Origin of the sequence: Kribbella sp. NBC_01510 (assembly GCF_045040325.1) — a bacterium.
In the GTDB taxonomy this organism is placed as follows: Bacteria; Actinomycetota; Actinomycetes; order Propionibacteriales; family Kribbellaceae; genus Kribbella.
The window spans coordinates 7,432,016-7,458,775 of sequence record NZ_CP109418.1 but is presented as its reverse complement, the minus strand read 5'-3'; the positions used below and the strand labels follow the sequence as shown (position 1 = coordinate 7,458,775).

The 26,760-nt window shown below is 69.0% G+C and carries 21 protein-coding genes; 15 read left to right on the top strand and 6 right to left on the bottom strand.

The annotated features are described in order from the left end of the window. Positions 1-86: 86 nt before the first annotated feature. The 5 genes from OG558_RS36625 (at position 87) to glsA (ending at position 8,933) form a co-directional block, all read left to right on the top strand. Positions 87-2,774, top strand: coding sequence for a LuxR C-terminal-related transcriptional regulator (locus OG558_RS36625; protein ID WP_405067095.1), 2,688 nt, complete (start codon positions 87-89; stop codon positions 2,772-2,774). A 172-nt stretch (positions 2,775-2,946) separates the two neighbouring features. After that, positions 2,947-4,476, top strand: coding sequence for a leucyl aminopeptidase family protein (locus tag OG558_RS36620; RefSeq protein ID WP_405067094.1), 1,530 nt, complete (start codon positions 2,947-2,949; stop codon positions 4,474-4,476). 41 nt (positions 4,477-4,517) lie between these two features. Beyond that, the gene (locus OG558_RS36615; protein WP_405067093.1) at positions 4,518-6,140 is read left to right on the top strand and encodes an AbgT family transporter; all 1,623 of its coding nucleotides are present in this window, start codon (positions 4,518-4,520) and stop codon (positions 6,138-6,140) included. 8 nt (positions 6,141-6,148) lie between these two features. Continuing rightward, positions 6,149-7,945 (top strand): SLC13 family permease, encoded by a 1,797-nt coding sequence (locus OG558_RS36610; protein WP_405067092.1) that lies wholly within the window; start codon positions 6,149-6,151, stop codon positions 7,943-7,945. Position 7,946: 1 nt separating this feature from the next. Then, the gene (gene glsA, locus OG558_RS36605) at positions 7,947-8,933 is read left to right on the top strand and encodes a glutaminase A (RefSeq protein ID WP_405067091.1); all 987 of its coding nucleotides are present in this window, start codon (positions 7,947-7,949) and stop codon (positions 8,931-8,933) included. Between the two features lie 3 nt (positions 8,934-8,936). Here the strand turns inward: glsA and OG558_RS36600 are convergent, their stop codons facing one another. Both OG558_RS36600 and OG558_RS36595 read right to left on the bottom strand, forming a co-directional pair. Beyond that, positions 8,937-10,052 carry a trypsin-like peptidase domain-containing protein gene (locus OG558_RS36600; RefSeq protein WP_329476532.1) on the bottom strand — a complete coding sequence of 372 codons (1,116 nt, stop codon included), beginning with the start codon at positions 10,050-10,052 and terminating at the stop codon, positions 8,937-8,939. 20 nt (positions 10,053-10,072) lie between these two features. After that, positions 10,073-12,076 (bottom strand): hypothetical protein, encoded by a 2,004-nt coding sequence (locus tag OG558_RS36595; RefSeq protein ID WP_405067090.1) that lies wholly within the window; start codon positions 12,074-12,076, stop codon positions 10,073-10,075. 262 nt (positions 12,077-12,338) lie between these two features. Between OG558_RS36595 and OG558_RS36590 the strand changes: the two genes are divergently transcribed. Further along, complete coding sequence (locus tag OG558_RS36590; protein ID WP_329476534.1) at positions 12,339-12,560, top strand: hypothetical protein; 222 nt, start codon at positions 12,339-12,341, stop codon at positions 12,558-12,560. 15 nt (positions 12,561-12,575) lie between these two features. Beyond that, on the top strand, positions 12,576-13,259 hold the full coding sequence (locus OG558_RS36585) for a GAP family protein (RefSeq protein WP_405067089.1): 684 nt from the start codon (positions 12,576-12,578) through the stop codon (positions 13,257-13,259). A gap of 32 nt (positions 13,260-13,291) precedes the next feature. Here the strand turns inward: OG558_RS36585 and OG558_RS36580 are convergent, their stop codons facing one another. Beyond that, the gene (locus OG558_RS36580) at positions 13,292-14,758 is read right to left on the bottom strand and encodes a protease pro-enzyme activation domain-containing protein (RefSeq protein WP_405067088.1); all 1,467 of its coding nucleotides are present in this window, start codon (positions 14,756-14,758) and stop codon (positions 13,292-13,294) included. A gap of 283 nt (positions 14,759-15,041) precedes the next feature. Then, on the bottom strand, positions 15,042-15,866 hold the full coding sequence (gene ppk2 / locus OG558_RS36575; RefSeq protein WP_329476537.1) for a polyphosphate kinase 2: 825 nt from the start codon (positions 15,864-15,866) through the stop codon (positions 15,042-15,044). 110 nt (positions 15,867-15,976) lie between these two features. Here ppk2 and OG558_RS36570 point away from each other — a divergent pair, with 110 nt between their 5' ends. After that, a complete protein-coding gene (locus tag OG558_RS36570) occupies positions 15,977-17,674 on the top strand; it encodes a SulP family inorganic anion transporter (protein WP_405067087.1) in 1,698 nt (565 codons plus the stop codon). A 62-nt stretch (positions 17,675-17,736) separates the two neighbouring features. Then, positions 17,737-18,753: an aldo/keto reductase gene (locus tag OG558_RS36565; protein WP_405067086.1), complete on the top strand. Its 1,017-nt coding sequence runs from the start codon at positions 17,737-17,739 to the stop codon at positions 18,751-18,753. 17 nt (positions 18,754-18,770) lie between these two features. Here OG558_RS36565 and OG558_RS36560 read toward each other — a convergent pair whose 3' ends face one another. Together OG558_RS36560 and OG558_RS36555 are read right to left on the bottom strand one after the other, a co-directional pair. Next, positions 18,771-19,979, bottom strand: a complete 1,209-nt coding sequence (locus OG558_RS36560; RefSeq protein WP_405067085.1) for an MFS transporter — start codon at positions 19,977-19,979, stop codon at positions 18,771-18,773. A 106-nt stretch (positions 19,980-20,085) separates the two neighbouring features. Continuing rightward, the gene (locus OG558_RS36555; RefSeq protein WP_405067084.1) at positions 20,086-20,709 is read right to left on the bottom strand and encodes a TetR/AcrR family transcriptional regulator; all 624 of its coding nucleotides are present in this window, start codon (positions 20,707-20,709) and stop codon (positions 20,086-20,088) included. Between the two features lie 121 nt (positions 20,710-20,830). Here OG558_RS36555 and OG558_RS36550 point away from each other — a divergent pair, with 121 nt between their 5' ends. From OG558_RS36550 to OG558_RS36525, 6 genes are read left to right on the top strand one after another with little or no spacing between them, the layout of a single operon-like run. Beyond that, positions 20,831-21,817, top strand: a complete 987-nt coding sequence (locus tag OG558_RS36550) for an alpha/beta hydrolase (RefSeq protein ID WP_405067083.1) — start codon at positions 20,831-20,833, stop codon at positions 21,815-21,817. After that, positions 21,805-23,163 carry an ABC transporter substrate-binding protein gene (locus OG558_RS36545; protein ID WP_405067082.1) on the top strand — a complete coding sequence of 453 codons (1,359 nt, stop codon included), beginning with the start codon at positions 21,805-21,807 and terminating at the stop codon, positions 23,161-23,163. The genes OG558_RS36550 and OG558_RS36545 overlap by 13 nt, the downstream gene beginning before the upstream one ends. Before the next feature lie 2 nt (positions 23,164-23,165). Further along, the gene (locus tag OG558_RS36540; RefSeq protein WP_405067081.1) at positions 23,166-24,053 is read left to right on the top strand and encodes a carbohydrate ABC transporter permease; all 888 of its coding nucleotides are present in this window, start codon (positions 23,166-23,168) and stop codon (positions 24,051-24,053) included. Further along, entirely contained in the window at positions 24,050-24,862 is an 813-nt protein-coding gene (locus OG558_RS36535) for a carbohydrate ABC transporter permease (protein ID WP_329476545.1), read from the top strand. Before OG558_RS36540 ends, OG558_RS36535 begins: the two co-directional genes overlap by 4 nt. Continuing rightward, complete coding sequence (locus OG558_RS36530; protein WP_405067080.1) at positions 24,859-25,797, top strand: alcohol dehydrogenase catalytic domain-containing protein; 939 nt, start codon at positions 24,859-24,861, stop codon at positions 25,795-25,797. The genes OG558_RS36535 and OG558_RS36530 overlap by 4 nt, the downstream gene beginning before the upstream one ends. A gap of 56 nt (positions 25,798-25,853) precedes the next feature. Further along, positions 25,854-26,723, top strand: coding sequence for a helix-turn-helix domain-containing protein (locus tag OG558_RS36525; RefSeq protein WP_405067078.1), 870 nt, complete (start codon positions 25,854-25,856; stop codon positions 26,721-26,723). Positions 26,724-26,760: the final 37 nt, after the last annotated feature.

The window sequence follows — 26,760 nt, the reverse complement described above, 5'->3', positions numbered from 1 at the left end:
ACCAGTTAGTCTCGTTATTTTGAGGACGGAGAAGGAGCGGGACCAGGGCAGAGCAGGACACGTCGGCCAAGGGGAGGGCGACGAGGGTGACGACCCCGACGCCAGGCGAAACGAGCGAGGAGATCCGGCGCTCGTCAGGCGGCCGCGTACCGCGGCCGCCGCTGACGCTGGTGACTCGTGAGCGGCTGCATTCCGCTCTCGACCTCGGCGCGCGAGCACCGCTGACGATGCTGGTGGCGCCCGCCGGTACCGGCAAGACGGTCCTCCTGTCGGACTGGGTCGCACGCCGAAGACAGGCGGGCGAGTCCGTGGTCTGGGTGCCGGGTCAGGCGGCCGGCGCGCTGGCCGAAACGATCGACGAGGCGGCCGGCGCCGACGGCACGCGACCTCCCGATCCGGTCGTCGTCGACGACGCTCACCTGCTCCCGGCCGAGACTGTCGCCGGCTTGTCCCAGATGCTGAGGAAGTCGCCGCACGCGGTCCGGCTCGTGCTGGCGACCCGGTACGACCTCCCACTTCCGGTGCCCGAGCTCGAGCTGGGCGGTATGGCGTTGACCCTGCGGTCGAGGGATCTGCGCTTCAACGACGCCGAGGCCACCGCGCTCGTGCAGGCACATGCGAGCAATGCCACCGAGGAAGACATCTCCCTGTTCCAGGAGCAGACGGCCGGCTGGGCAGCCGCGCTGGTGCTCGCGGCCCGGGCCTTCGCCGCGTCCGGCGCCGTCGTCTGGCCGCTCGCGAATCAGCGGCCGGTGCTCGACCTGCTCCTCGGCGAGACCCTGAGCACGCTCGACGCACGGGTCCAGGCGATGTTGCTGAGTACCTTCGGAGCCACCGCCGTGACCGGACACCTCGCGGTGATGCTCAGCGGCGACGCGGACGCCGGTGCGATGCTCGCGGATCTCGCCGGCAGCGGACTACTGGTCACGGCGTACGCCGACGGCCAGCGCAGCGACCCGCTGTATCGCTACCACCCACTGCTCGTCGAGCTGCTTCGCCGCCGGGTTGCCGGTAGCAACGAGGACGCCCGCACGGTGGTCGCGGCGCAGCGCCGGTCCGCCCTGTACTACGAGAACCGGGGCGACGGCGGGACCGCACTGCGGAGCGCGCTGGGCGCCGACGACCCGGCACTCGTCGCCCGGATCCTGCTCGGGCACGGGCCGGAGATCCTGGCCGCCGGGGATCTCGCCCTCGTCACGGCCGGCTTCGAGGCTCTCCCGGACGGCTACCTCGCCGCTCACCCGCACCTGATCGGTGTCCGCGGATTGCTGCGACGCGTGTCCGGGGACGTCACCGGGGCAGTCATGGACGCAGCCTCGGCCGACGACCTGGTAGGCGCGACGACGCGGCAGCCGGTGACACCTGACGACGACGCCCTGGAGGCAGACGCCGTACTGCTGCAGCTGTGGGAATCCCGCTACGGCTGGCAGGACGTCCATGCCGCGATCGGCCGGGCGCGGTGCATGCTGGGGCTGGAGCCGACCGACGGCGATCCCGGGCGTCGTGCCGTACTCGCGCCCGAGCGGCTGGCGTGGTTGCTGATCGAGCTCGCGGCGGCGGAGACCTGGGCCGACGAACTCGACGCCGCGCTCAGCCACCTGGACGAAGCCCTCGTCACGGCTCGGATGGCCGGCCACACGCGGCTGGTCGCGGGTGGTCTCGCGCACCGGGCCGTCGTGCAGTATGCGCGCGGCCAGCTGCAGAATGCGGCCCGGTCGGCGCAGGCGGCCCTCGACGTGGTCGGCGAGGACGGGCTACCGCAGGAGTACGCCGTCCGGGCCCACGTCGTGATGGGGTTCGCGGCCATGAGCCAGCTGGATCTCGACGGCGCCTGGCATTGGCACCAGCTCCTGGTCGCGACCGACCTGGCCGACTCCGACACCGTGGTCACGGCCTTGCGCTCGATCCTGCACGCCGAGCTCCTGATCGAGGCCGGTCGCCTCGACGAGGCGTTGACCGCGCTCACCACCGAACCCGCCGGGGCCGGACCGCTGCCGTCGTTCCTGTCCCGGGACCTCGCACTCCTGCGGGTCCGGCTGGCGATTCTGCTCGGGGACCGGGCCGGCATCGAGGCACAGCTCCGGGAGCTCGACCGGACCGGCAGCGCGACCGAGGCCGAGTTGCTCCGGGCCATGCTGTCGATCGGCCGGGGTGACCTGCAGGCAACCGTGGCGAGGATCGATCAGATCCTCGATCGACCCGACCCGTACCCTCCGATCGCGTCCGCGGCGGCCGCGTTCCGCACCGTCCTGCTGGCCCGGATGGGCGATCTGCCCGCTGCCGATGCCTCGCTGGTGGACACCCTGAACCGGGTGGCTCCGCAGCGCGTCCTGCAGGCCTTCGTCCCGGCCAGTGGCGAACCGGGGTTCCTCGACCAGCTGCGCAGGCACGTCGACGGACCGAACCCGCATCCGTTCGCCGCTCTCGCGCTCGGGAAACTGACCGACTACCTGGCCGCGTCGAGCGAGTCCCGCGGCCTGACCCTGCTGGCGCGGACCCGGCCGGACGGGCATGCTCCGCCGCCGCGTCGCCTGGACGCCGTGGTCAACGACGCCCGGATCCGGCTGACCGCCCGCGAGGCGGACGTGCTCGACCAGCTCGCACTCGGCAGTTCGTACGCCGAGATCGCCCAGGCGCTCTACATCACCGAGAACACCGTCAAGACCCACCTGATGTCGCTCTACCGCAAGCTGGGGGTGGAGAAGCGCTCGGCGGCCCTTCGGGTCGCCCGTGCCGTCGGCCTGACGCAGGGCGGCGGACAGCCCTTCGGCTGATTCATCCCCCACACCGGGTGACCCCGGTAGCTTTCCGACGGCCGCTGCGGCGTTCTCAGGTCACCTCATTCGGAGGAGGACGAGGGGCGCGCCCGGTTGATGGGATGGGGCGTCGCGGAACGGTGGGCGCGTCGTCCACCGCCGCTGCCGAGCTCCGGCCGGAGGAGATCACGTGAACACGACCCGAGACGACTTCGATCCGATCCCTTCGACGCGGCACCGGATACCGGTCGGCGTCGGTTCGCTGAAGCAGGCCGAGGAGGCGGCGGACGCGCTCGCCGTGCCGGTTGCCCTCGGCAAGGAGCCTCCGGACGAGCTGGGCACCGACGCGGCCGGGCTGGCGTCCGCCGGATTCACCGGTGAGCGCGGCCAGACCCTGGTCCGGACCCGGGAGAACGGTCCGGTCCGGGTCGCCGTGGGGACCGGTGCGCCGGAGCGGATCGACGCCACGCTCGCCCGCGACCTGGCCGCGGAGTTCGCCCGCGCCGTCCCGTGGCACAAGCGCCTCGCGATCGAGGTCCCGTCCCGGGACCTGGGGATCTCCCGGGCCGAGTTCGCGCAGGCGGTGACCGAAGGCGTGCTGCTGGCCCGCTGGCGGTACTTCGTCGGCAAGGACGCCGACCGGGCTCCGCTCGAATCGCTGCTCGTCGTGGCGCCCGACGAGGACGCCGAGGAGATCGGCCGCGGCGTCGAGCGCGGTCGCATCATCGCCGAGGCGTACTGCCTCGGCCGCGATCTGGCCAACTGCCCGGCGACCACGCTGTCGGCGGTCCGGATGGCCGAGGTCGCCCAGGAAGTCGGTCCGCCGGCCGGTCTCGTCGTCGAGGTGTTCGACAAGGACCAGCTGATCGAGCTGGGCTGCGGAGGCCTGCTCGGAGTCAACCGGGGGAGCGTGGAGCCGCCCCGGATGATCCGGCTCCGCTACCAGCCCGAGAACCCGACGGGCCGGATCGCCCTGGTCGGGAAGGGCGTCATGTACGACTCCGGCGGGATCAGCCTGAAGCCGAGCGACGAGTCGCACGCCCAGATGAAGAACGACATGACCGGCGCCGCGGCCGTGCTCGCCTCGATGACCGCCCTGCAGGCGCTGGGATGTACGGCGGCTGTGACCGGCTATCTGATGTGCACCGACAACATGCCGTCGGGGTCGGCCATGAAGCTCGGCGACGTGCTGCGGATGCGCAACGGTACGACGGTCGAGGTGTTGAACACCGATGCGGAAGGACGTCTCGTGATGGCCGACGCACTGGCGCTGGCAACCGAAGAACCGGTCGACGCGATCGTCGACATCGCCACCTTGACCGGCGCCTGCCTGCGGACGTTCGGTGTCGAGATCGCCGGTGTCATGGGCAACAACTCGGCAGTGGTGGAGCAGTTGAGGCGCGCGGGGGACGTCGTCGACGAGCCCGTCTGGGAGCTTCCGCTGCACCGGCCGTACCGGTCCCAGCTCGACTCCTCGATCGCGGACCTCACCAACATGGGCGGCGTCAACGCCGGATCCATCACCGCCGCGCTGTTCCTCGAGGAGTTCGTCGACGGCCGGCCCTGGGCCCACGTCGACATCGCGGGCACGGCTCAGCTGCCGGCGCCGAGAACCTGGCGGAACAAGGGCGCGACCGGGTTCGGCACCAAGTTGCTGATCGAGTTCGCGCTCGGGTTCGCCCGCCCCGCGGACGCCGACTCTGCCGCGGCGGCGTCATGACCGCCGAGGCGGTGCCCGAGAAACCCGTCAAGAAGGGCGGGATGCAGAAGGTTCTGGACGGCATCGAGAAGGCCGGCAACAAGGTTCCGCACCCGGCGCTGATCTTCCTGGGGCTCATCGTCATCGTCATCGTCGCGTCGCAGATCCTGGCCTGGAGCGGGACAAGCGTGACCACCGAGGTCGCCGAGCCCGGGACGGCCCAGGTCGAGCCCGAGTACCCCGGCGGGACCAGCGTCCCGGGCAACGACGCGCCTCCGGCGCCGGCCGTGCCGAACTTCGAGGTGCACAAGGAGACGATCACTGCCAAGACCCTGCTCGACGGCGACGGCATCCGCTTCATCTTCACCACGGCAGTCCAGAACTTCAACGACTTCGGTGTCGTCGCCGTCATCCTGGTCGCGATGATCGGGGTCGGTGTCTCCGAGGAGGCGGGCCTGATCGCGGCGCTGATCCGCAAGATGGTGAAAGTGGCGCCCAAGGGTGCGATCACCTTCATCATCGTGCTGCTCGGCGGGATCTCCAGCGTCGCCTCCGATGCCGGCTATCTGGTCCTGATTCCCTTGGGTGCGGCCGCATTCGCATCCCTCGGACGACATCCGCTGGCCGGCATCGCCGCGGCGTACGCCGGGGTCAGCGTTGCCTTCTTCGTCAACATCCTGATCACCCCGGCCGACGGCATCATCACCGAGGTCACGAACGAGACGATCGCGCTGGTCGCCCCCGGCGTGCATCTCAACGTCACGCAGAACCTCTACTTCAGCATCGCCTCGACGATCTTCTGCGCGCTCGTCATGACGGTGATCACCGAGCGCCTGCTCGAGCCCAGGCTCGGCAAGTACGACGCGTCCGAGGCCCCGTCCGACGCGCCGGTCGATCACCAGCCCAGCGACGAGGAAATGGCGCTGGAGTCGCGCGGACTGCGGTGGTCGGTCTACTACCTGCTGGTTGCCGTTGCCATCGTCTCGGCGCTGACCTTCATCCCGGGCGCACCGTTGCGCAACCCCGACACCGGCGAGATCTTCGGGAACTCGCCGTTCATGAGCAGCCTGCTCTTCATCATCTCGATGCTGTTCCTCGCGGCCGGCCTCGGGTACGGCCGGGGCGCGAAGTCCCTGGTCGGCAGCACGAACGTCATCAACGCGATCGTGAAGACGTTCAACGGGCTCGGTGGACTGATCTTCCTGATGCTACTGATCGCCCAGTTCATCGCCTACTTCAACTACAGCAACATCTCGACGCTGGCCGCGACCGGTCTGGCCGACCTGCTCGAGCGGGCCGACATCGGCGCCCTGCCGCTGCTGATCGGCTTCATCCTGCTCGTCGCGATCATCGACCTGATCATGCCCGGGGTGATCCCGAAGTGGGCGATCCTGGCGCCGATCTTCGTCCCGCTGTTCTACCGGCTCGGCATCGCGCCGCAGACCGTGATCGCGGCGTACCGGGTCGGCGACGGTCCGATGAACGTGATCACTCCGCTGATGGTCTACCTGCCGTTCATCGTGCTCGTCTGTCAGCGGTACCGGAAGAAGGCCGGCATCGGCACCGTGGTGTCGATGATGCTCCCGTACACGTTCATCGTCCTGGTCACGTGGACTCTCTTCTACATCGCGTGGTACGCCATCGGCATTCCGTGGGGCCCGGATGCACCAGTGCATCTTGGCTAGGAGGCGTCATGGATGACGGCACGGTGAGCCTGATCATCCTCGGGCTCGCCGTCGCCTTGTTCGTGTGGAACAGGCTGCCCGTCGACGTCGTCGCGGTGCTCGTCGCCTTGGCCTTGTGGGCGACCGGAGTGCTGGGCTTCACCGCCGTACTCGCGGGGTTCGGCGATCCGGTCGTCATCTTCATCGCCACGCTGTTCGTGGTGAGCGAGGGCATCGACTCCACCGGGGTGACCGCCTGGGCCGGCCAGGCGATCGTCAGGTACGCCGGAACGACGCGAGCGCGGCTGTTGATCGCCGTCACCGGTCTGTGTGCTCTGCTGGCGGCCCTGATCACGCTCAACGGAGCGGTCGCCGCGCTCCTTCCGCTCGTCGTGATGCTTGCCGTGCGCATCGGTCAGCCACCGTCGCGGATGCTGATGCCGCTGACCTTCGCGGGGAGCGCCGGATCGCTGCTGATGCTGACCGGCACGCCCGTCAACATCATCGTCTCCGAGGCGGCCAGCGATGCCGGCGCAGGCCCTTTCCCGTTCTTCTCGTTCGCGGTGGTCGGTGTTCCGCTCGTCATCGGCACCATCGCGATCTCGGTGCTGCTCGGCCCCAAGCTGTTGCCGGCCGCTCGGCCGGCCAATCCGGCTGTCGACTTCGCCGTTCATGCTCAGACGCTCGATGAGCACTACGACCGGGCGGACGGCTTCTACCGGCTGCAGGTGCGTGAGCTCTCGCCGTTACTCGGCCGAGGGGTCGGCGAGTTCGACCTGACGGCGTACCCGGACGTGGTGATCGTCGGCGTGCAGGACGGGCAGGGACAGTACCGCGCGGATGCGGCCATCGATGTCGGTGACGTCCTGGTGGTGACCGGTCCGACGGAGCAGGTGAGCAGCCTGACCGCCGACTCGGCACTCGCGGTCAGAATGGCGCCGACGCCGGTCGACGACCTGATGACTCGTGAGGCCGGGGTGGTCGAGGTCGTCATCCCACCGCGATCGTCCCTCGTCGGCGAGACGGTCTTTCCGGGCATGCGCCGTAGCGGTGACCTCGTCATCATCGCCGTCCAGCGGATGGGCAAGGACCGCGGTAACCGGCAGACCCAGTTGGCCGAGGGCGATGCGATCCTCGTCCACGGCCCGTGGCCGGCGCTCGACGAGCTGACCAGGGACCGGGACGTCCTGCTCGTGGACTCGCCGGAACTCATCCGGCGCCAAGCCGTGCCGTGGGGGCCGAAGGCATCGATCGCCGTCGCGATCCTGGGTGCGATGGTCGTCCTGCTCGCGACCGGCGCGGTGTCGCCCGCGATGGCGGGTCTGCTCGCCGCGACCGCGATGGTGCTGACGAAGGTGGTCGGACCGCAACAGGCCTATCGGGCCATCTCCTGGCAGATCGTCGTACTGATCGGTGCCCTGATCCCGTTGTCGGCCGCGATCCAGTCCAGCGGCGCCGCGGAACGGATCGCGGACCTGATCATCGACACGATCGGGCCTGGCCGGCCGTACTTGTTGCTGCTCGCACTCTTCGCCCTCACCGCCGCCCTGGGACAGATGGTGAGCAACACCGCGACCGTCCTGATCGTGGCGCCGATCGCGGTGGCGGCCGCCCAGGGGACCGGGACCTCCGTCAAGCCGGTCTTGATGCTGATCGCCGTCGCCGGAGCGGCGTCGCTGCTGACCCCGATCTCGACGCCCGCGAACATGATGATCATGAGTCCCGCCGGGTACCGCTTCGGTGACTACTGGAAGCTCGGTCTCGTCGTGATGGCCTGGTGGCTCCTCACGGCTCTGGTCGTCGTCCCGCTGGTCTGGCCGTTCTGACATGCCGAACGCCGACAGGTACGTATCCACCGGCGGCCTGCCCGAAGTCACAACGGTCGCCGAGCTCGTCCAGGCGGCGTACGAGCGCTTTCGCGGTGTTGGCGACGGGACGGTTTCGGAGGTGTATCCCGCCTTGGCCCGGGCGGATCCGGAGGGGTTCGGTCTGTGCGTCGTGGCGATCGACGGGCGCCGGTTCGAGGCGGGCGACTCCGGCCGGTCGTTCACGATCATGAGCGTCGCGAAGCCGTTCGTGTTCGCCCTGATGTGTCAGGCGGTCGGAGTCGATGCCATCCGCGCCCTGGTGGGCGTGAATGCGACCGGCTTGCCCTTCAACTCGGTGCAGGCGGTCGAGCGATCCCCGCAGGGACGGACCAACCCGATGGTGAATCCCGGTGCGATCGCGACGACCAGCCTGACACCGGGTCGTTCGCTGGATGACCGGTGGCAGTTCGTCGTCGACGGTCTTTCCCGCTTCGCCGGCCGGGAGCTCGTGCTGGACGACGACGTACTCGCGTCCGCGCTGGCCACAAACCATCGCAACCGGGCCCTCGCCGCCCTCCTGCGGAGTGTGGGCGGGCTCTCCGGTGATCCCGAGGAGGCGACCGAGCTCTACACCAGGCAGAGCTGTCTGAGCGTCACCGCGACAGATCTGGCGATGATGGGGGCGACGCTGGCGGACGGCGGCGTCTGCCCGGTGACGCAGGAACGGGTCGTCGATGCGGGTGTCGCGCGCGTGACGCTGGCGGTGATGACGATCGCGGGCCTGTACGAGACCTCCGGAGACTGGCTGCTCGACGTCGGGGTTCCGGGCAAGAGCGGGATCGGTGGCGGGATCGTGACGGTCTCGCCCGGTAAGGGTGGGCTGGGAACGTTTGGACCGCGGCTGGATCAGGCCGGCAACAGCATCAAAGGTCAGCTGGCCGCGGAGTTCCTCGCCCGCCGGCTCGGGTTCGACCTGCTCGCCTCGCAGCCGGTCCCGCCCGCGTGAGTACTACGGCGCGCCCAGGGTGAGGGTGGTGGTCGCCGACGTGCCTCCCCGCAGGTAGGTCAGCTCGATGGTGTCTCCGACCTTGCGGGTCAGCGTCGCGACCACGATCTGCTCACTGCTGACAGCCGGTGCGTTGTCGACCTCGGTGATGATGTCGCCTGGTTGCAGGCCGGCCTTGGCAGCCGGGCCGCCGGGGTCGACCGCGAGGACGAACAGGCCGGTCTGGGTGCCCGCCGCCTCGGCGACCGCGGGCGGGATCTCCTGGACCTGCAGGCCGGTCGTCGGGTGACCGGGCTGTCCGGTCCGGATGAGTTCGTCGGCGATCGGTTTCGCCAGGTCCACCGGGATCGCGAAGCCGAGGCCGACGCTGCCGCCGCCGCTGACCCCGGCCTCGTTCGGCACCGTGGCGATCGCCGCGTTGACTCCGACCAGATGCCCGGAGCAGTCCACCAGGGCGCCGCCGCTGTTGCCGGGGTTGATGGCCGCGTCGGTCTGGATGGCGCCGATCAGATGGTGGGTGACACCGTCGCCCGGCACCGGAACGTAGCGATCCAGTGCGCTGACGATGCCGGAGGTGACCGTGCTGGCGAGGCCGAGCGGAGCGCCGAGGGCGACGACGGGCTGGCCGACCCGCAGCGACGCCGACGACCCGAGGGTGATCACGGGGTAGTCCTTCGCGCCGTCGGCGGCCTTGAGCACCGCCAGGTCGGTGCTGGGATCACGGCCGACGATCGTGGCGTCGGAGCTGTGACCGTCGCTGTACCGGACCGAGACGTTGCCCCCACCCGCGGCGACCGAGATGACATGGTCGTTGGTGAGGATGTACCCACCGTCCTGGAAGACCTGGCCGGACCCGGTGCCGGCCTGGGCGCCACGGCTCGCCGCGATCGTCACGATCGACGGCAGGACCTGGTCCGCCAGCGGGATCGCGGGGCACATCGCCGTACTGGCATCAGCCGATGACGACGCGCCGGGGGTATCGTCGTTGCTCCGTACGGCGACGATGATCAGCGCGGCCACGACGATCACGCCGGTCGCGATCGCGATCCACAGCAGGTGGCGCCGGTCGTCCGGCGGTGTGGCTGCCGGCGTCGGCGGTTCGCTGTCGGCCTGGACCATTTGGACCTCCTCCGGTCCCCTCAGGAGTCGGAGCGCACCGAGGGCAGGTCTTGCTCGACGCTCCCGTCGCCACCCTGAGAATAGGTTTGGCCCGCGTCCGGGAGCTCACCCGATCCAGGTGATTCCAGCGCGAAGGCGGCGCGGTCGAAGTACAGGTACGCGACGGCCGCGGCGGTGATCGGCATCGCGAGGGCGAACATGATCGACGTCCCGAGGTTGATCAGCGTGGGGGCCAGGTCGGTGGCGAGCAGCAGGACGATCCCGGCGATCGGGCCGGCGGCCAGGCCGAGTCCGATGATGATCGCGAGTGGCACCGCGGTTCGCCACCACCGGCCCTTGACCAGCATCCGGCTGCGTCTCAGCGCCGTACGTCCGGAGCGCTGTTCCGCGACCACGATGGGTAGGGCGAACGCCCGGCTGACCGCGTAGTAGATGGCCACGGGGATCGTCGCGATGAACAGTGCGAGGACGGTGAACACGACCCAGTACTGCACGGCCGCGCGAGCCAGTGGCCGCCAGTTCGAGACCACCTCGCGCACCGTGAGCTTGGCCGTCACCTGGACGCCCCGATCCAGCTGGTCGAGCGTCGTCGTCACGGTCGCCAGCAGGGCGCCGTACGTCGCAATCGTGAGGATCGTGACCGCCAGCGCAACCAGGGACGCCCACAGACCGGGCGCGTTCTCGGTCGGAGCGCCGAGGTCGGTGGGAGCGTCGCGTCTGGCCATCTGAAACTCGGTCAGGACGACCGTGCAGAGGCTGAGTACGACGAACGCCGCCGCGAAGCCGGCGAACAGGATCGGCCGAAGCCGGAACAACCGCAGCGCGGCGGTGACAGCCTGCCCCCAGGCCCGCCGCTTCCGGGCCGGCAGGGGATCGGCATCGCTCCACCGCGTCCGGCTCGCCGCGAACCAGATCAACGCGACGAGTGCGGCGAGGATCAGGCCGAGCAGCCAGGTCCGGTCGAGGGTTTCGCGGACCAGGTTCGATCCGGCCGCGACCGCCGCACAGAAGGCGCCGGTGCTGCTCGGGCCCAGCAGGGAGCCGGCCGGGACGACACCGCTGTCGTCCCGCCACGTCGTCTCGGCATCCTGGATGGGCGCGGTCCACGAGTCCTTCATGTTCGGCCCGGTGGGTCCGTCGAAGAAGGACCTCTGCCGTTCGCCCCACCGTCCCTCGAACGCCAGCCAGGGATACTCCTTCACGTAGTCCGCGGTGGCCATCGGCACATAGGCGACGTGCGGACTCATCGGGGCTTTCGGCCTGGTCGTGTCGTCACAACCCAGACCCTCCGAGCCGCGACCGAGGTACAGGCGCTGACCGAACTTGTTCGCGTGCGAACCCGCGGCCGGATAGACGACCGGATGGGTTCCGTCGACGATCTCGAGCTTGGCGTCGCCCCACCGGGCCCGCTCGGCGCCGCCGTGCTGGCTGAACCCGACGGCGGTCGGGTGCGTGGCCAGTGCGGCGGCGGGCGTCGGCGCGTCGAAGACGAGCTGGATCGATTCCCAGTCGCCCTCGTGGGTGTTGTTGTAGTCGTTGAAGACGTAGAAGAACCAGTACTCCAGCGAGATCTGCCCGGGGAACTTGGGGTCCGTGGCGACGTGGGCATAGACGGTCGCCGGATGCACCGCGTTGATCCGCGCCGACCACTCGGCATAGTCGCACCCCGGGCGCAGCGGATCGCCGGGGAAGTCCAGGAAGTGACCTGGGTAGCCGAGGCCGAGGTCCTGGTCCCGCGGCTGCGTCTTGACCAGGTCGGGCGGCCGCCACGGTCCACGGAGCGCGACCTGCTGGTCACCCAGGACGGCCTCGACGTCGGTGGGCTGGAACTGCTCGCCGTCCTCGCATCTCGACGAATCCTGCTGCAGCCGGACGACGGGGGAGTAGCGGTCGGCCAGCAGTTGCCCGGCGGCATCCGCCGGGGAACCCGCGGCGACGGCCGCATCGGCCCGGCCGACGAGCAGCACTGTCAGCACGGCGGACAGCGCCAGCGGCAGCGCCTTCTTCCAAGCACGGGCCGTCATGGCGACAGCATGCGCACGCCGAAGCGGTCCGCGCACCATCCGTCTCCGACTCACCGAGGCAGGGCAGGTCACCCGATCCAGGTGATCCCTCCCCCCTGACTGCCCGGGTCCAGGCTTGCTTCGACCGTACGACGGGTAAACCGCCCCGGCCCAGCTGGGTCAGAGTTCGCCAGTCGGACGGCCCGTCGTCCAGGAAGGGTGATGCTTCCGGGCGCCGGACGCTGGAGAGTCGTGTCGAGGGGCCGTGAAAGGGGGCGTTCCTATGGGCCATTACGTCATCCGGGTGAAGGGCACCTTGTCACCTGACCTGACCGACGCGTTTCCTTCGCTGGCTGCCGACTCGGAACCGGCGCAGACCGTTCTGCACGGATACCTGGACGACCAGGCGGCGCTGGCCGGTATCCTCAACCACCTCGACATGCTGGGGGTGGACATCCTCGAGGTCATGCAGGTCCCGCCGACCCGGCCGCCGAAGAGTGCCTGAGCTCTCGAAGGAGTGGTGAGGTTGTGGCCCGTAGTCGGTGCGGTGCTTCCCCAGGCGATGGCGATCGCCTTGAGTCCCGTGCCGATGGTCTGCATCGTGCTGGTGCTGATGTCGCGCCGCCCGGTGCGTGCCGGGCTGAGCTTCGCCGCGGGCTGGGTCGGCGCGCTGGCGATCGCGGTCGGACTCGTCGCGTGGCTCACTGACACAGTCGCGGAGAAGAACGCGGACGCGGCACGTGACGGAGTCGACCTCATCCAGCTCGCGGTCGGCGTCCTGTTCGCCGTACTGGCTGTCCGGTACTGGCGCAAACGTCCGGAGCCTGGCGCGCCGCCACCCCGCCCGGCGGTCGTCGACCGGATCGCCACCATGGCCGCACCCGCCCTGGTCCTGACCGGCGCGGCCGCAGCCTTGGCGAACCTGAAGAACCTCCCGCTCGTCGTGAGCGCGGCCAGCTACATCGGCGGCGCCGGCCTCGCCCCCGGAACTACGGTCATCGCCGCGGGCATCTTCGTCCTGGCCGCTTCGGCGACAGTCCTCACCCCACTGCTGGCGGTCGCGATCATGGGCCCGGACCGATCGGCCCCGACCCTCAAGAGCATCGAGACCTGGCTCCTGGCCAACCTCAACACCATCACCGTCATCCTCCTGGCCGTCCTCGCCACGGTCATGATCGGCAACAGCCTCGACCTCTTCCGCTGACCGCTCGTCGTGCACGTGGTCAGTCGAGATAGCTAGGTCGTGAGAGCTGTGATGAGCCGGCCGACGTTGGGGACGCCGAGGCCGGTGACCTCGTCGTACCCGGCGCCGGCTTGGAAGGCGCCGTTCGTCCCGGCGGTGATGTCCCGGAAGCAGGGCCCGCCCGCGAGTGGGTAGAGCTGCGGGTTGAGGAATCCGAGCGCCGGCTTCCCGGCCCGGGTGCGGGCCTCGTTGATCAGGGCGCAGAACGCTGCCCACACGGGTGCGCTCCAGCTCGTTCCACCGATCTGAGTCGCCGCACCGTTGAGGATGAGCAGTGCGCCGGTACCGGGGTCGGCGACGAGGCTGACGTCCGGCACGAGGCGGCGGTCGCCGGCGGGCACTCCGGCGGCGGTCTGCCAGACCGGCCGGCCGAAGAAGATGCTGGCGCCGCCGCCGCTGCCGGCCCACCCCGTTTCGGCGCTGACCGCGCCTTGAGGGGTCAGATGCAGTGAGGTTCCGCCGACACCGATGACCGCCGAGTCCGACGACTCGTACTCGGCCTGTAACGGACCGTGGGAGCCGTGACCGGTCTGATCGGGGTTCGAACCCGCGTCACCGCTCGACACGAACACGTTGACGCCGGCCGCGGCGAGCCGGAGGAACTTCTGATGCTGGATGGCGACCTCACCCTGGGGACCGCCCAGGAAGGTCTCACCGAGGCCGAGGCTGATGGACAGTTGCCGTAGGCCCGGGTTCCGCGGGAGGTCGGCGATGATCCGGTCGAGCGCGCGGTCCAGAGCGACGAACGACAGCGATCCGCTGGCGTAGACCCGGATCTTGGCTCCTGGCGCGATGCCGCTCGACCAGGCGACGTCGAGTGTCTCTTCGCCTTCGGGCGGTCCCAGGGCCGCGCCGCTGACGTTGATCTTCTTGATCCGCGACGCCTTGGTCTTCAGGTCGTTGGCTTTCCAGAAGGCCGTGATGTCCGATGTCTTCGGGACGGTGTCGATCAGGATCGCGATCGTCTGCCCGGTGCCGTCCACGGTGAGGCCACCGGCGCCGTAGGCCGCGAGAATCTCGGATACGAGGTACGGCGGCGAATTCAGAACCCTCGCCGCCTCCGCGGCCGGGATGGGACGAACGACCGATCGGAAGTGCTTGTTGGCGTGCCGGAACGGCTGCAACCCGATGATCGCCTGGACGCCTTCGCCGACGGTGGCCGGCAGGCTCGGCGCATTGCGGGCCGCGGTGAAGGTGATCCCGTCCTTCGTCACCTGCACCATGTCGACCTGCAACTGCTTGGCCAGGTTCGCGACCGTGGAGGTCGTGTAGACGCTCGTCCCGTCCTCGGACACATGCTCGACGGAGAATCCGTGTCCCTCCAACCACGTCTCGAGCTTGGCGCGTTCACCATCGGCTGCCCGGATCGCCGCGAGCTCACCGGCCGGTACGACGTCGCCGCGGGCGACCGCCTCCTCCAGGCTGCGCTGGGAATCGGCGGGCAGCGCGAGGGAGAACATGACCTCCATCGTCTCGGCCCGATTGCGCGGCGCCCGCCGCCTGGACGACCAGCCCGCCGGCCACGAGTCCATCATCAGGCGGCAACGGAACAACGCTGTCTTCGAACACCTTCCTGGCCATGTCTCCTCCTTGGTAACGCCGGTTTCCCGTTGCGAGGGAGGGCGCGGTCCAGGGCCAGGGCAGGCGGCATCGATGATCGAAGGCCGGTGGCCGAGAGTTGTGGCAGGTGTCCCCCTGTTGCTTCCGACAGTCCTCCTCGGCCGAACCAAGGTCAATCCCCCATCAGCGGCGGAGGGCGGCGGCGTGGTCGGGGACCTGGGTCTGCATCTCGCGGGGTGGGCGTTCGTAGCCCTTCGACGGTGGGCGGGGTGGGAGGTCGATCGGTCGCCGCTGGACCTCGTGGTACTGGAGCGTGGACAGCAGGTGGGCGATCATGTTGATCCGCGCCGAGCGTTTGTCCTCGCTCTCGACGACGTACCAGGGCGCCTCGGGGATGTCGGTGTGGACGAACATCTCGTCCTTGGCGCGCGAGTAGTCCTCCCAGCGGGTGATCGACTCGAGGTCCATCGGGGACAGTTTCCAGCTGCGCATCGGGTCCTCGAGGCGGCGGCGGAAGCGGTTCTCCTGCTCGCCGTCGCTGACCGAGAACCAGTACTTGCGCAGCAGTACGCCGTCCTCGATCAGGAGCCGCTCGAAGATCGGGGACTGATGCAGGAACCGCGCGTACTCCTGGTTGGTGCAGAACCCCATCACCCGCTCGACGCCGGCCCGGTTGTACCAACTGCGGTCGAACAGGACGATCTCGCCGGCGGCCGGCAGGAGCTCGACGTACCGCTGGAAGTACCACTGCGACCGCTGCCGCTCGGTCGGCGCCGGCAGTGCCACGATCCGCGCGACCCGCGGGTTGAGGAACTGCGTCACCCGCTTGATCGTGCTGCCCTTCCCGGCGGCGTCCCGGCCCTCGAAGACCACCACCAGCCGGGCGCCTTCCACGCGCACCCATTCCTGCAGCTTCACCAACTCGGCCTGCAGGTTCAGTAGCTCCCGCTCGTACCGCTTCTTCGGCAACCGCTTCTTCGCACCACTGATCTTCTTCGCACCACTCATCCCTGAACCATCTCGCATCCGCGTCCGGCTTGCACGGCCCTGTAGCACCGAAAAAGTCCGTGACTCCACGACACTATGAGCAGGAAGTGATCTGCGAGGGGAGGTGCGGGGTGGCCGGCTGGTCGTTGTCTGCTCCCGGTATCACCCTCCTGCGCAGCTATCGCAAGGGCTGGCTGCGGTCGGACGTGATCGCGGGTGTGACGGTGGCGGCGTACTTCGTGCCGCAGGTGATGGCCTACTCGGAGTTGGCCGGATTACCCGCCGTGACCGGGCTGTGGGCGTCGCTGGGGCCGCTTGTTCTGTATTTCCTGCTCGGGTCGTCGCGGTTGCTGTCGCTCGGCCCGGAGTCGACCACGGCACTGCTGACCGCGGCGGCGATCGGTCCGCTGGCCGCTGGTGACCCGGCCCGCTATGCGGTGCTGGCCGCCGTACTGGCGCTCTTGGTCGGCGCGATCTGTGTGGTGGGATGGCTGGCGCGGCTGGGGTTCCTTGCGGATCTGCTGTCCAAGCCGGTGCTGATCGGCTATCTGGCCGGTATCGCGGTGATCATGATGACCAGTCAGCTCGGGCGACTGACCGGCGCCCCGGTGCATGGTGATTCTCCGCCGGCCCGGGTCTGGTCGGCGATCCAGTTGTTCGGCGAATGGCAGTTGGCGCCGGTGCTCTTGTCAGTGACCGCCTTGACGCTGTTGCTCGCATCGGCGCGCTGGACGCCGTGGCTCCCCGGACCGCTGATCGTGGTGACGCTGGCCGCGGTGGTGACGTGGGCAGCTGACCTGGCGGACAAGGGAGTGGCAGTCGTGGGGGAGGTGCCGAGTGGTCTCCCGGTGCCCCACCTACCGCCGGTGACGGGTAAGGACATCGCGTTGCTGGCGTTCCCCGCGCTGGGCGTCGCGCTGGTCGGCTACACCGACACCGTGCTGACCGGTCGCGCGTTCGCGACCCGCGGTGGTGAGCCGCTCGATCCGGATCGCGAGTTGCTCGTCCTCGGGCTGGGCAACCTCTCCGCAAGTCTGGTGCACGGGTACCCGATCAGCAGTAGCGGCAGCCGGACCGCGGTCGCGGAGGCAGCCGGCGCGAAGAGCCAGGTGTACTCGCTGGTGGCCGCGGCGGTCATCGTCGCGACCTTGCTGTTCGCCGGCCCGTTGCTGGCGACCTTCCCGATCCCCGCGCTGGGCGCGCTCGTCGTCTACGCAGCCCTCCGGCTCATCGAGGTGGCCGAGTTCCGCCGCATCGCCGCCTTCCGCCGCAGCGAGCTGTGGCTGGCGCTGGCGACGACGGTCGGTGTGATCGCTCTGAACGTCCTGTACGGCGTACTCGTCGCTGTCGGGTTGTCGGTTCTCGACGTACTGCGCAGAGTCGCCCGGCCGCATGACGGCATTCTGGGGTATGTGCCGGGGATCGCCGGCATGCACGACGTCGACGACTATCCGGACGCGCGCCCGGTCCCCGGCCTGGTCGTCTACCGCTACGACTCACCACTGTTCTTCGCCAACGCCGAGAACTTCCGCAGCCGAGCGATCGCCGCCGTCGACGCCGTCGACGCCGCCGAGCCCCCGGTCCGCTGGCTGCTCCTCAATACCGAGGCCAACATCGAGATCGACATCACCGCCCTCGACGCCCTGGACTCGCTGCGCGAAGAGCTCGCCGGACGCGGCATCGTCCTCGCCCTGGCGCGCGTCAAACAGGACCTCCGCGACGACCTCGAAGCAGCCGGGTTCCTCGAGCGGCTCGGCCCGCACCGAATCTTCTTCACGCTCCCCACCGCGGTCGAAGCGTTCCGCCGGGAAACCGCCACCGACGCCTGAAGCACCTGGTCGCATCGCGGACAGTGCCCACCGGACAGAGGACATCGGGAAGAATCGCCGGTGTGACGACCTACCGCGCGGCCGCTGACCGCTACGAACGTCTGCAGTACCGCAGGGCAGGCCGATCCGGGCTCGACCTGCCGGCGCTGTCGCTCGGGCTGTGGCAGAAGTTCGGCGCTGACTACCCGTTCGAGAAACAGCGGGAGATCGTGCTGCATGCCTTCGACCTGGGGATCACGCACTTCGACAACGCGAACCGGTACGGTCCGCCGTTCCGCGCCGCGGAGAAGTTCCTCGGCCGCGTGCTGCGGACCGATCTGGCGCCGTACCGTGACGAGCTGATCCTGACCACGAAGGCGGGGAATCCGATCGGTCCGAGCCCTTATTTCAAAGGCGGTTCACGCAAGTCCCTGGTGGCCTCTCTGGACCACAGTCTGCGTGACCTCGGCACCGAGTACGTCGACATCTTCTATCACCACCGCGCAGATCCCTCGACTCCGCTGGAGGAGACGGCCGGTGCATTGGTGGGCGCGGTCCAGCAGGGGAAGGCGCTGTACGTCGGTGTGTCGAACTACCCGACCGCCGCGGCGCATGCGATGGCGGAGCTGCTGCGTGCGGCCGGCGTACCGCTGCTCGTGCATCAGCCGAGGTACTCGATCTTCGATCGTGGGCCGGAGAAGTCCGGGCTGCTCGAGCTCGCCGGCGCCGACGGGTTCGGACTCGTTGCCTACAGCCCCTTGGCTCAGGGGCTGCTGACGGACAAGTACCTCGCTGGCCGGATCCCGGCCGGTGCCCGGGCCGCCAACAGCACCTTTCTCTCGCCCGAGCAGATCGACGACGTCTACCGCGAGCGCGCCGCGGCCCTCAACGGGATCGCCCGGGACCGCGGTCAGTCCCTCGCGCAGCTCGCGCTGCAATGGGTGCTGCGTCGGCCCGAGATCACGACTGCTCTGATCGGCGCGAGCTCGACCGGTCAGCTGGATCACAATGTCGCCGCTCTGGACTTCCCACCACTGACCGAGGCCGAATTGACCCTCATCGACCACCACGGCATCCACGGCACCGCCCAACGCACCTAAGCAGCCCTCGGGATCCGTCAGGTCTTCATGCGCACGCTGAGCCGGGCGGTCAGTACGACGAAGGCGACCAGGGCGAGGGTGGTCAGGCCCGCCGGGACGAAGAAGACATGTGGAAGGCCGATGATCGCCACGCCGATGCCACCGATCGTGCCGCCGATGGCCGAGCCGAGTGGGATGGAGCTGAGGAAGATGCCGGACGCGGTGCCGACGCCTTCGGGGTAGAGCTGTTGTGCGATCGACACTCCTAGCGCACCGACGCAGGCCCAGAGGCCGGCCGTCAGTGCTTGTCCGAGGAACAGTCCGCTGACCGAGCTGCTGGTCGCGTAGGCGATGTTCCCGGCCAGGCCCAGCGCGGCTCCCACTGTCATGATCCGCAGTGGTCCGTAGCGGTCGGCCAGCCGGGCCACCGCCGGCAGCATCAGCAACTCCAGCAGCGGCTGGATTCCGATCACCGCACCGCGCACGGAGTCGGAGACATGCAGCTGTTCGGCCATGTAGATGGGCAGATAGCCGAACTTGATCGTGTCACCGGTCATCGCCAGGACGCAGATCGCGGTGAAGACCAGCAACGGCATCATGTGGTCGAGCCGTCGCCGGCCCTCGGGGTGCGGCGAGATCCCCGGATCCTCGTAGCGCTCCACCCGCTGGCCGCCGAGCGGCAGCATCTGCGCGAAGACGCAGGCCGCGGTCGCCACCAACAGCGCACGCAGCCCGAAGACACCGCCGAACCAGCTGCCCAGCACCGGTCCGAGGATCCAGCCGACCGTGAAGGCCATCCGGATGGTCGCGATGACCCGGTTCTCGGCTTTCGTCGGGTGTCGGCTCAGCTCATCCCGGCAGGCCGCGAACAGCTGTGCCATCGACCCGCCGGCCAGGCTCAGCGCCACGGTGCTGATGACGAACGGAAGCCACACCGTCTTCGCAGCCGCCATGGCGAGCCAACCGACACCCCCGATCACCGCGCACACCCGGAACCAGAGCAGTCGATCATGGCTCCGGTCCGACCACCGGCCGACCAGGAAGCCCGCCACCGGGGCGGCCAGGTTGGTGACGTAGTACAACCCGGCCACCGGCAGGGGAGTACCCAGGTCACGCACCAGGAAGAGCGTCAGCTGGGGAGTCGCGGCCGACAACCCGATCCCCGCGATCAACAGGGCCAGGAACGCCGAGCGATAGAACTTCGACCGGACGACAACGCGCAGCGCAGACTCGGACCGGTCGAGCATCAGCCCCCACCTAGTTGTGCAAGAACGTTGCCGAAACCATATCCGGCTTGGCGGCGGGCAGCGTTCACCGCTGTGATTCTGATACGGCGGCAAGGGCAGCGGCTGCTCAGCCGGCTGCCATCTGTGCCGTCTGCTGTGCGGCCCAGGTGGTGGCGGCGTCGGCGACCGGGATCGTCGGGTTCACCAACCAGGCGGCCTCGAGCCCGTAGCAGAAGGCGATGATCTCCATCGCCTTGAGCTGCGGATCGAGGTCGTCGCGCATCTGGCCGCGCTGTTGTGCGGACCGCAGGGTCGCCGTCACCCGCTCGATCGTCGTCCGGTAGCCCTCGACCAGGCGCGGGTGGAGGTCGGTGTCGGGGCTGACGTTCTCCCCGAGCACGACGGTGTTCATGCCGAGCAGGCTGTAGACCTTGTCGTCGTGCTGGCTCGGCCAGCTCACCATATGCCGGGCGATGATGTCGACGATCTTGATGCCGGGGTCGGGGCCGTCGCCCCACAGCCACTCCTCGGTGAAGGCCAGGTGGCGGTCCAGGACGGCGTTCAGCAGCGCCTCCTTGCTGCCGAAGTGATAGAGCAGACCGGTTTGTGACACGCCCGCCTCGGCGGCGATATCGGCCAGGCTCGTGCCGCGCGCCCCGTTGCGGGCGATGAAGCGGACGGCGACGTCGACGATGCGCTCCCGCGTCTCGAGGCCCTTGGCCGAGGTCTTGGGCTTCTGAGTGGCGGGCACGGTCGATCTCCTCGCGGTGGCCGGGACGGTTGTCGCCAAGCATAGACAACCGACTGAGTACTCGGTAGCTTTTGCAAAACAGACTGAGTACTCAGTCTGGAATGCCGAGAGGACGGATGCGATGCGTGCAGCTGGCCACGACGAGGACACGACGCCACGGCCACACGAGCAGGTCCAGGCCTTCCTGGACAGCTCCGGCCCGTCGCCCGACCCGTGGAGCGCCGACATCGCGATGGTGCGGACGGACGCGCGCGAGAAGGTCCTGGCCGTGTCCGGCGAGCCCGCGCCGGTGGCGTCGGTCGAGTCGATCGGCGCGGACGGCGTACCGGCTCGGCTCTACCGGCCCGCGGGCGCGGAGCGGGAGGTGTTGGTCTGGGCGCATGGTGGCGGTTGGATGCACGGCGACCTCGACACCGCCGACTGCGTCGCCCGCGCGCTGGCGAACCGGGCAGCCTGCGCGGTCTTGTCGATCGACTACCGGCTCGCGCCCGAGCATCCCTTCCCGGCCGGGTTCGACGACACGTGGACCGCCATCGCCTGGGCGCGGCGCAACTTCGACCGCCTGGCGGTCGGTGGCGACAGTTCGGGCGGCAATCTCGCCGCGGCGGCGGCGCTCAAGGCGCGCGACGAAGGTGTCGAGCTGGCGGCCCAACTTCTCGTCTACCCGGTGCTCGACAGCACCGAGGACACCGACTACAAGGTCGCGTTCCGGCAGCGGTACGCGACCTTCGCGGGCCGGCCGGGTTTCGGCGCCAACAGCTACCGGCGGCTCGAGCACATCTGGGAGACGTATGTCCCCGACCCAACGGCCCGCAAGGCGCCGTACGCGTCCCCGCTGCACGTTCAGTCGGTGGACGGCGTTGCGCCGGCGACGATCATCACCGCCGAACACGACTTCCTCCGCGGCGAGGCCGAGGAGTATGCAGAGCGGCTCAGGACAGCCGGTGTACCGGTCGAGCTGGCCGAGTACACGGGCCAGATCCATGGCTTCTTCGAGATGTTCAGCGTCATGACCGACGCGCAGCACGCCGTCAACGTGGCCGGCGACGCCGTACGTCGTGCGTTCCCATCCATCCAGCCTTCGAAGGAGTTCTCGTGCGATCGCTGACCCAGTACCGCGGAATCGTCCGGGTGGTCGCCGTAGCCGCGACCGCCACCATGCTCCTCGCCGCCTGCGCGCCCGGTGGCAGTTCCGACGCCGGCCCGGCGTCGTCCGGGCCGGTGTCCACCGGCGTCGGCACCGAGCCCGTCACGCTGAAGCTGCTCGTCAACAGCGGCGTCGACGTGCCGTTCTACACCGCCCTCGGCGAGCTCTTCCACGCCAAGTACCCCAATGTCACGGTCAAGGTGGACAACCAGGACTACGCCACCCTGACCACGAACATCGCGCACATCCTTGCCGGGAGCAACGTTCCGGACCTCGTCCGCGTCTCGCAGCTCGGCAACTTGATCGAGGACCATCTGCTGACCAGCCTCGATCCGTATGCCAAGGCGTACGGGTGGGACAAATGGCCGCAGTCGCAGTTCGACTCCACCCGCGTCGGGCCGGACGGCAAGCAGCGGGGGACAGGTTCGCTCTACGCCGCCGGCGCCGGTTTCGGCCTGACCGGGGTGTACTACAACAAGAAGCTCGTGCAGCAGATCGGCATGACGCAGCCACCGGCAACCGTGGCCGAGTTCGAGCAGTTGCTCGCCAAGGCGAAGGGTGTCGGGCTGCAGCCGATCATGATCAACGGCAAGGACGGCGGCAGCGTCTACCCACTGCAGAACCTGGTGATGTCGTCGGCGGACGCCGCACAATCCGTCCAGGACTGGAACTACGCCAAGCCCGGCGCGAGTATCGACAAGCCGGAGACGGTGAAGGCTGCCACCACACTGCAGCGTTGGGGACAGGCGGGATACCTGCCGCCCGATGTGAACGACATCGACCAGACCCGCGCGCCGGCCGAGTTCCTCAAGGGCAACGGCGTGTTCTTCCCGAGCGGCAACTGGCAGGCGCCAGGTCTGGACAAGGGCGGGGCGGGCCAGTTCGGGTTCTTCCTGTTCCCGTCGGGAGAGGCCGGCGGACCGTCGTACGCGATGACCGCTGCCGCCAACCTGGGGATCCCGGCGAAGTCGGCCCATGCTGACGTCGCGGCCGCATTCCTGGACTTCGTACAGACGAACGAAAAGGCGCGGCAGGACACTGTGAACCTCGGCGGCCTGGTGCCGGCAGGCCCTTCGGATGCCTCGGCGCCGACCGCGCCGGAGGGATCGGCGGTTGCCGCCACCGTCAGCGCGTTCCAGGAATTGCTGAAGAGCAACGGGCTCGTCGGCTTCATGGCTGACGCGACGGCCTCGATCCATGTCAACAGCCTGATCCCGCAAACACAGCTGCTGCTGGTCGGCAAGACGACGCCCGCGGCGTACGCGGCCAAGGTGCAGGCCGACTACGAGCGCGACCTCGGGCAGTGACGGTGGCGAACCGACCCCGGAACGTACGGCGGCCCAGGCAGTGGAGCGCGCTGCTCTGGGTCGCGCCGGCGTTCGCGATGTACGCCGTGTTCGTGCTGTACCCGATGCTTCAGTCCGTTCAGTACTCGTTCTACGACTGGGACGGCATCGGCCCGTCGAGGCCGGCCGGGCTGGACAACTGGAAGGCGATCTTCACCCGGCCGGAGTTGCTGCATTCCGTGGAGCACGCGTTCATCCTGATCGTCTTCTACACGGTCCTGCCGGTCGGGCTCGGGCTGGTCGCGGCCTCACTCATCCGCGAACTCCGGCCCAGCGCGTTCAACACGACCGCCCGGGTGATGCTGTTCATCCCGCAGGTGCTGCCGCTGGTCGCGGCCGGCATCGCCTGGACCTGGATGTATTCGTCGAACGGTCTGGTCAACCAGGTCCTGCGCGCGGTCGGCCTCGAACGGCACACCCGGGCGTGGCTCGGTGACTTCACGTTCGCCCTGCCCGCGGTCGGCGTGATCGGGGTCTGGGTCATGCTCGGCTTCTGTACGGTGCTGCTGCTGTCCGGCATCGGCAAGATCGACCCGGCGCTGTACGAGGCGGCCCGGCTGGACGGCGCCGGGCGGATCAGCGAGTTCTTCGCCGTGACACTGCCCGGGCTGCGACGGGAACTCGTCGTCTGTACGACGTTCACGATGATCGCGGCGCTGGCGAGCTTCGACATCATCCAGATCTCGACCCAGGGCGGCCCCGGCTACCAGACGATGGTGCCCGGCGTGCAGATCTACCGGCTGACCTTCCTGCAGCAGCATGTCGGTCAGGCCTCGGCCCTCGCGGTGTTCCTGGCCGCGCTCGTCCTGGTCCTCATCTGGCCGATCCAGCGTCTCGGGAGGGAGAGATGACGGCTCACCGCGTCACGCGCACCGGCATCCTGCTCGCGCTGATGCTGTTCGCGATCGTGCCGCTGCTGAGCATGTTCACCACGGCGCTCGCGGCGCCGGGCAGCTCGCCCCAGGGACTCACGTGGCCGAGCGACCCGCACTGGCACAACTTCGTGGACGCATGGAACGCGGCGAACTTCCTCGCCCTGTTCCGCTCGAGCACGCTGATCGTGCTGGGCGTCGTCCCGGCCACGGTCGCCATGGCAACCGCCGCGGGCTACGCCCTCGCGCAGCTGAACGTGCCCTTCGGCAAGGCGATCTACGGTCTTCTGATCGTCGGGCTCACCCTGCCGTTCGAGGCGCTGATCACCCCGCTGTACTACGACCTCCGGGGCATGGGCCTGCTTGGTACGAGACTGGCGATCGTGCTGCCGCTGATCGGACTGCTGATGCCCTTCGGCGTCTTCTGGATGCGCGCGCACTTCCTCGGCGCCGAGCCGGCGCTCACCGAAGCCGCGAAGGTCGACGGCGCCACCACCTGGCAGACGTTCCGCCGCGTTCATCTCCCACTGGCCACGTCCGCCTGGTCCGCGTTGGCTGTGCTCTTCTTCCTGGCGAGCTGGAACCAGTACCTGCTGCCGCTCGTCCTCGTCGACGACCCGACGAAGCGGACCGTGGCCGGCGGGCTGGGCGCCTTCCAAGGCCAGTACGGCACCGACATCGTGCTGCTGTGCGCCGGATCGCTGCTGATCATCCTGCCCTCGTTGGTGATCTTCCTGATCTTCCAGCGCAACTTCGTCAAAGCTCTGATGCAAGGAGCCGTGAAGTGACATACGCAGCCCACCGCAGCGTCGTCGTCGCGCCGGCGACCTCGCAGATCGAGAGGATCGAGGTCCGTGCGCCCGGCCCAGGCGAACTCCTGATCCAGGTGGTCGCGAACGGCCTGTGTGCCAGTGAGTTGCCGGCCTGGTCGCGCGGTCCGACCGACGGTGCTCCGATGACGCTCGGGCACGAACCGGTCGGCCGGGTCGTCGAGGTCGGCGGCGGTGTCGAGAAAATCGCGATCGGCGACGTCGTCACCGGCCGGCTGACGGATTCGTTCGCCGAGCTGATCGTCGTACCGGCCGAGGACGCCGTCGTCGTCCCGCCCGGACTCAGCTTCGAGGCGGGCATCGGTGAGCCGCTCGGTTGCGTCGTCGAGGCGTTGCGGCGCGCTCGGCTGGACACCGGCGATCGCGTTGCTGTGGTCGGGGCCGGCTTCATGGGTCTCTGCCTGATCCAGTTGCTCGCCACCAGCGCAATCGGCGAGCTCGTCGCGATCGACGTACGAGAGGACGCGAAGCGGGCCGCATTCGGGTACGGCGCGTCAGCCGCGCTCGACCCTGATGAGGTGGCCCAGTTGGCCGACGCGTTCAACGTGGTGTTCGAGGTGAGCGGGACGCAGGGCGGCCTCGACCTAGCCACCATGCTCACTCGATCGGGCGGCGCGCTCGACATCGTCGGCTACCACCAGGGCGCCCGTACGGTCGACATGCAGGCCTGGAACTGGAAGGCCCTCGACGTCATCAACGGCCACGTCCGGGATCAGCGGCGGCTCACCGACAGCATCCGCCGTGGGCTCGACGTCGCCGCCAGCGGCCGCATCGACTACGCGTCGCTGTTCACGCATCGCTATGCACTGGGTGACCTCGACCGGGCGTACGCCGACCTCCGCGCGAAGCCCGACGGCTTCGTCAAGGCGCTGATCGTGCTGACCGAGGAATGAAGGCAGGCACTGGCAATACCTGTTCCGTGACGCCGGACGCCTTTACGGTCGATGACGTGGACAACCGCCAGGACGTACATGACTTCCTCGTCAGCCGCCGCGCCCGGATCACGCCGGAGCAGGCGGGCCTGCCGACGTACGACGACAAGCGGCGCGTGCCCGGGCTGCGCCGCGAGGAGGTCGCCTCCCTCGCAGGCGTCAGCTTCGACTACTACGCCCGGCTCGAACGCGGCAACCTCGCCGGAGTCTCCGGGCCGGTGCTCGAGGCGCTCGCCGCTGCGCTCCGGCTGGACGACGCCGAGCGCCAGCACCTGTTCGACCTCGCCCACGCGGCGTCGGCGCCGGTCCGGTCCGCCAGGGCGAAGAAGGCACCGGCCAGAGTGCGGCCCAGCATCCTCGCGATCATCACCGGCATGACGGGTACGCCGGCGTACGTCCGGAACGCTCGTATGGACGTCGTCGCCGCGAACGACCTCTGCGTGGCCTTGTACGACGGCATTCTCGACACGCTGCCCGTGAACGTGGCGCGGTTCGTGTTCCTCGATCCGCGGTCGGCGGGGTTCTTCGCCGACTGGAACACCGTCGCCGACGATCTGGTCGCGGCTTTGCGTCGCGAGGCGGGGCGCAACCCCGAGGACAAGGCTTTGAGGGACCTGATCGGCGAGTTGACCACTCGCAGCGATCCGTTCGCCAGTCGTTGGGCCCGGCACAATGTGCGTCTTCACAGCACCGCCCGCAAGCGCCTGCGCAATCCGGTCGTCGGCGAGATCGAGCTGACCGGTGACGCGCTCGAGCTCACCGGCGACGACCTGGTCGTCATCGCGTATTCGGCCGAGGCAGGCAGCCACGCCGAGGACCAGCTCAAACTCCTGGCCACTTGGTCCGCCACCGAGCGGCAGCAGACAGATCGGGCTCCACAGTCCTGAACCAGGTACTGCCAATGCGTGGTTCGGCAGTCACTCC

Coding starts and splice junctions, on each gene's coding strand:
- ppk2 (WP_329476537.1), bottom strand. CDS start 15,866: ATGAGTGGTGCGAAGAAGATCAGTGGTGCGAAGAAGCGGTTGCCGAAG.
- OG558_RS36600 (WP_329476532.1), bottom strand. CDS start 10,052: ATGGTCCAGGCCGACAGCGAACCGCCGACGCCGGCAGCCACACCGCCG.
- OG558_RS36560 (WP_405067085.1), bottom strand. CDS start 19,979: ATGCTCGACCGGTCCGAGTCTGCGCTGCGCGTTGTCGTCCGGTCGAAG.
- OG558_RS36535 (WP_329476545.1), top strand. CDS start 24,050: ATGACGGCTCACCGCGTCACGCGCACCGGCATCCTGCTCGCGCTGATG.
- OG558_RS36550 (WP_405067083.1), top strand. CDS start 20,831: ATGCGTGCAGCTGGCCACGACGAGGACACGACGCCACGGCCACACGAG.
- OG558_RS36615 (WP_405067093.1), top strand. CDS start 4,518: ATGCAGAAGGTTCTGGACGGCATCGAGAAGGCCGGCAACAAGGTTCCG.
- glsA (WP_405067091.1), top strand. CDS start 7,947: ATGCCGAACGCCGACAGGTACGTATCCACCGGCGGCCTGCCCGAAGTC.
- OG558_RS36590 (WP_329476534.1), top strand. CDS start 12,339: ATGGGCCATTACGTCATCCGGGTGAAGGGCACCTTGTCACCTGACCTG.
- OG558_RS36580 (WP_405067088.1), bottom strand. CDS start 14,758: ATGTTCTCCCTCGCGCTGCCCGCCGATTCCCAGCGCAGCCTGGAGGAG.
- OG558_RS36595 (WP_405067090.1), bottom strand. CDS start 12,076: ATGACGGCCCGTGCTTGGAAGAAGGCGCTGCCGCTGGCGCTGTCCGCC.
- OG558_RS36610 (WP_405067092.1), top strand. CDS start 6,149: ATGGATGACGGCACGGTGAGCCTGATCATCCTCGGGCTCGCCGTCGCC.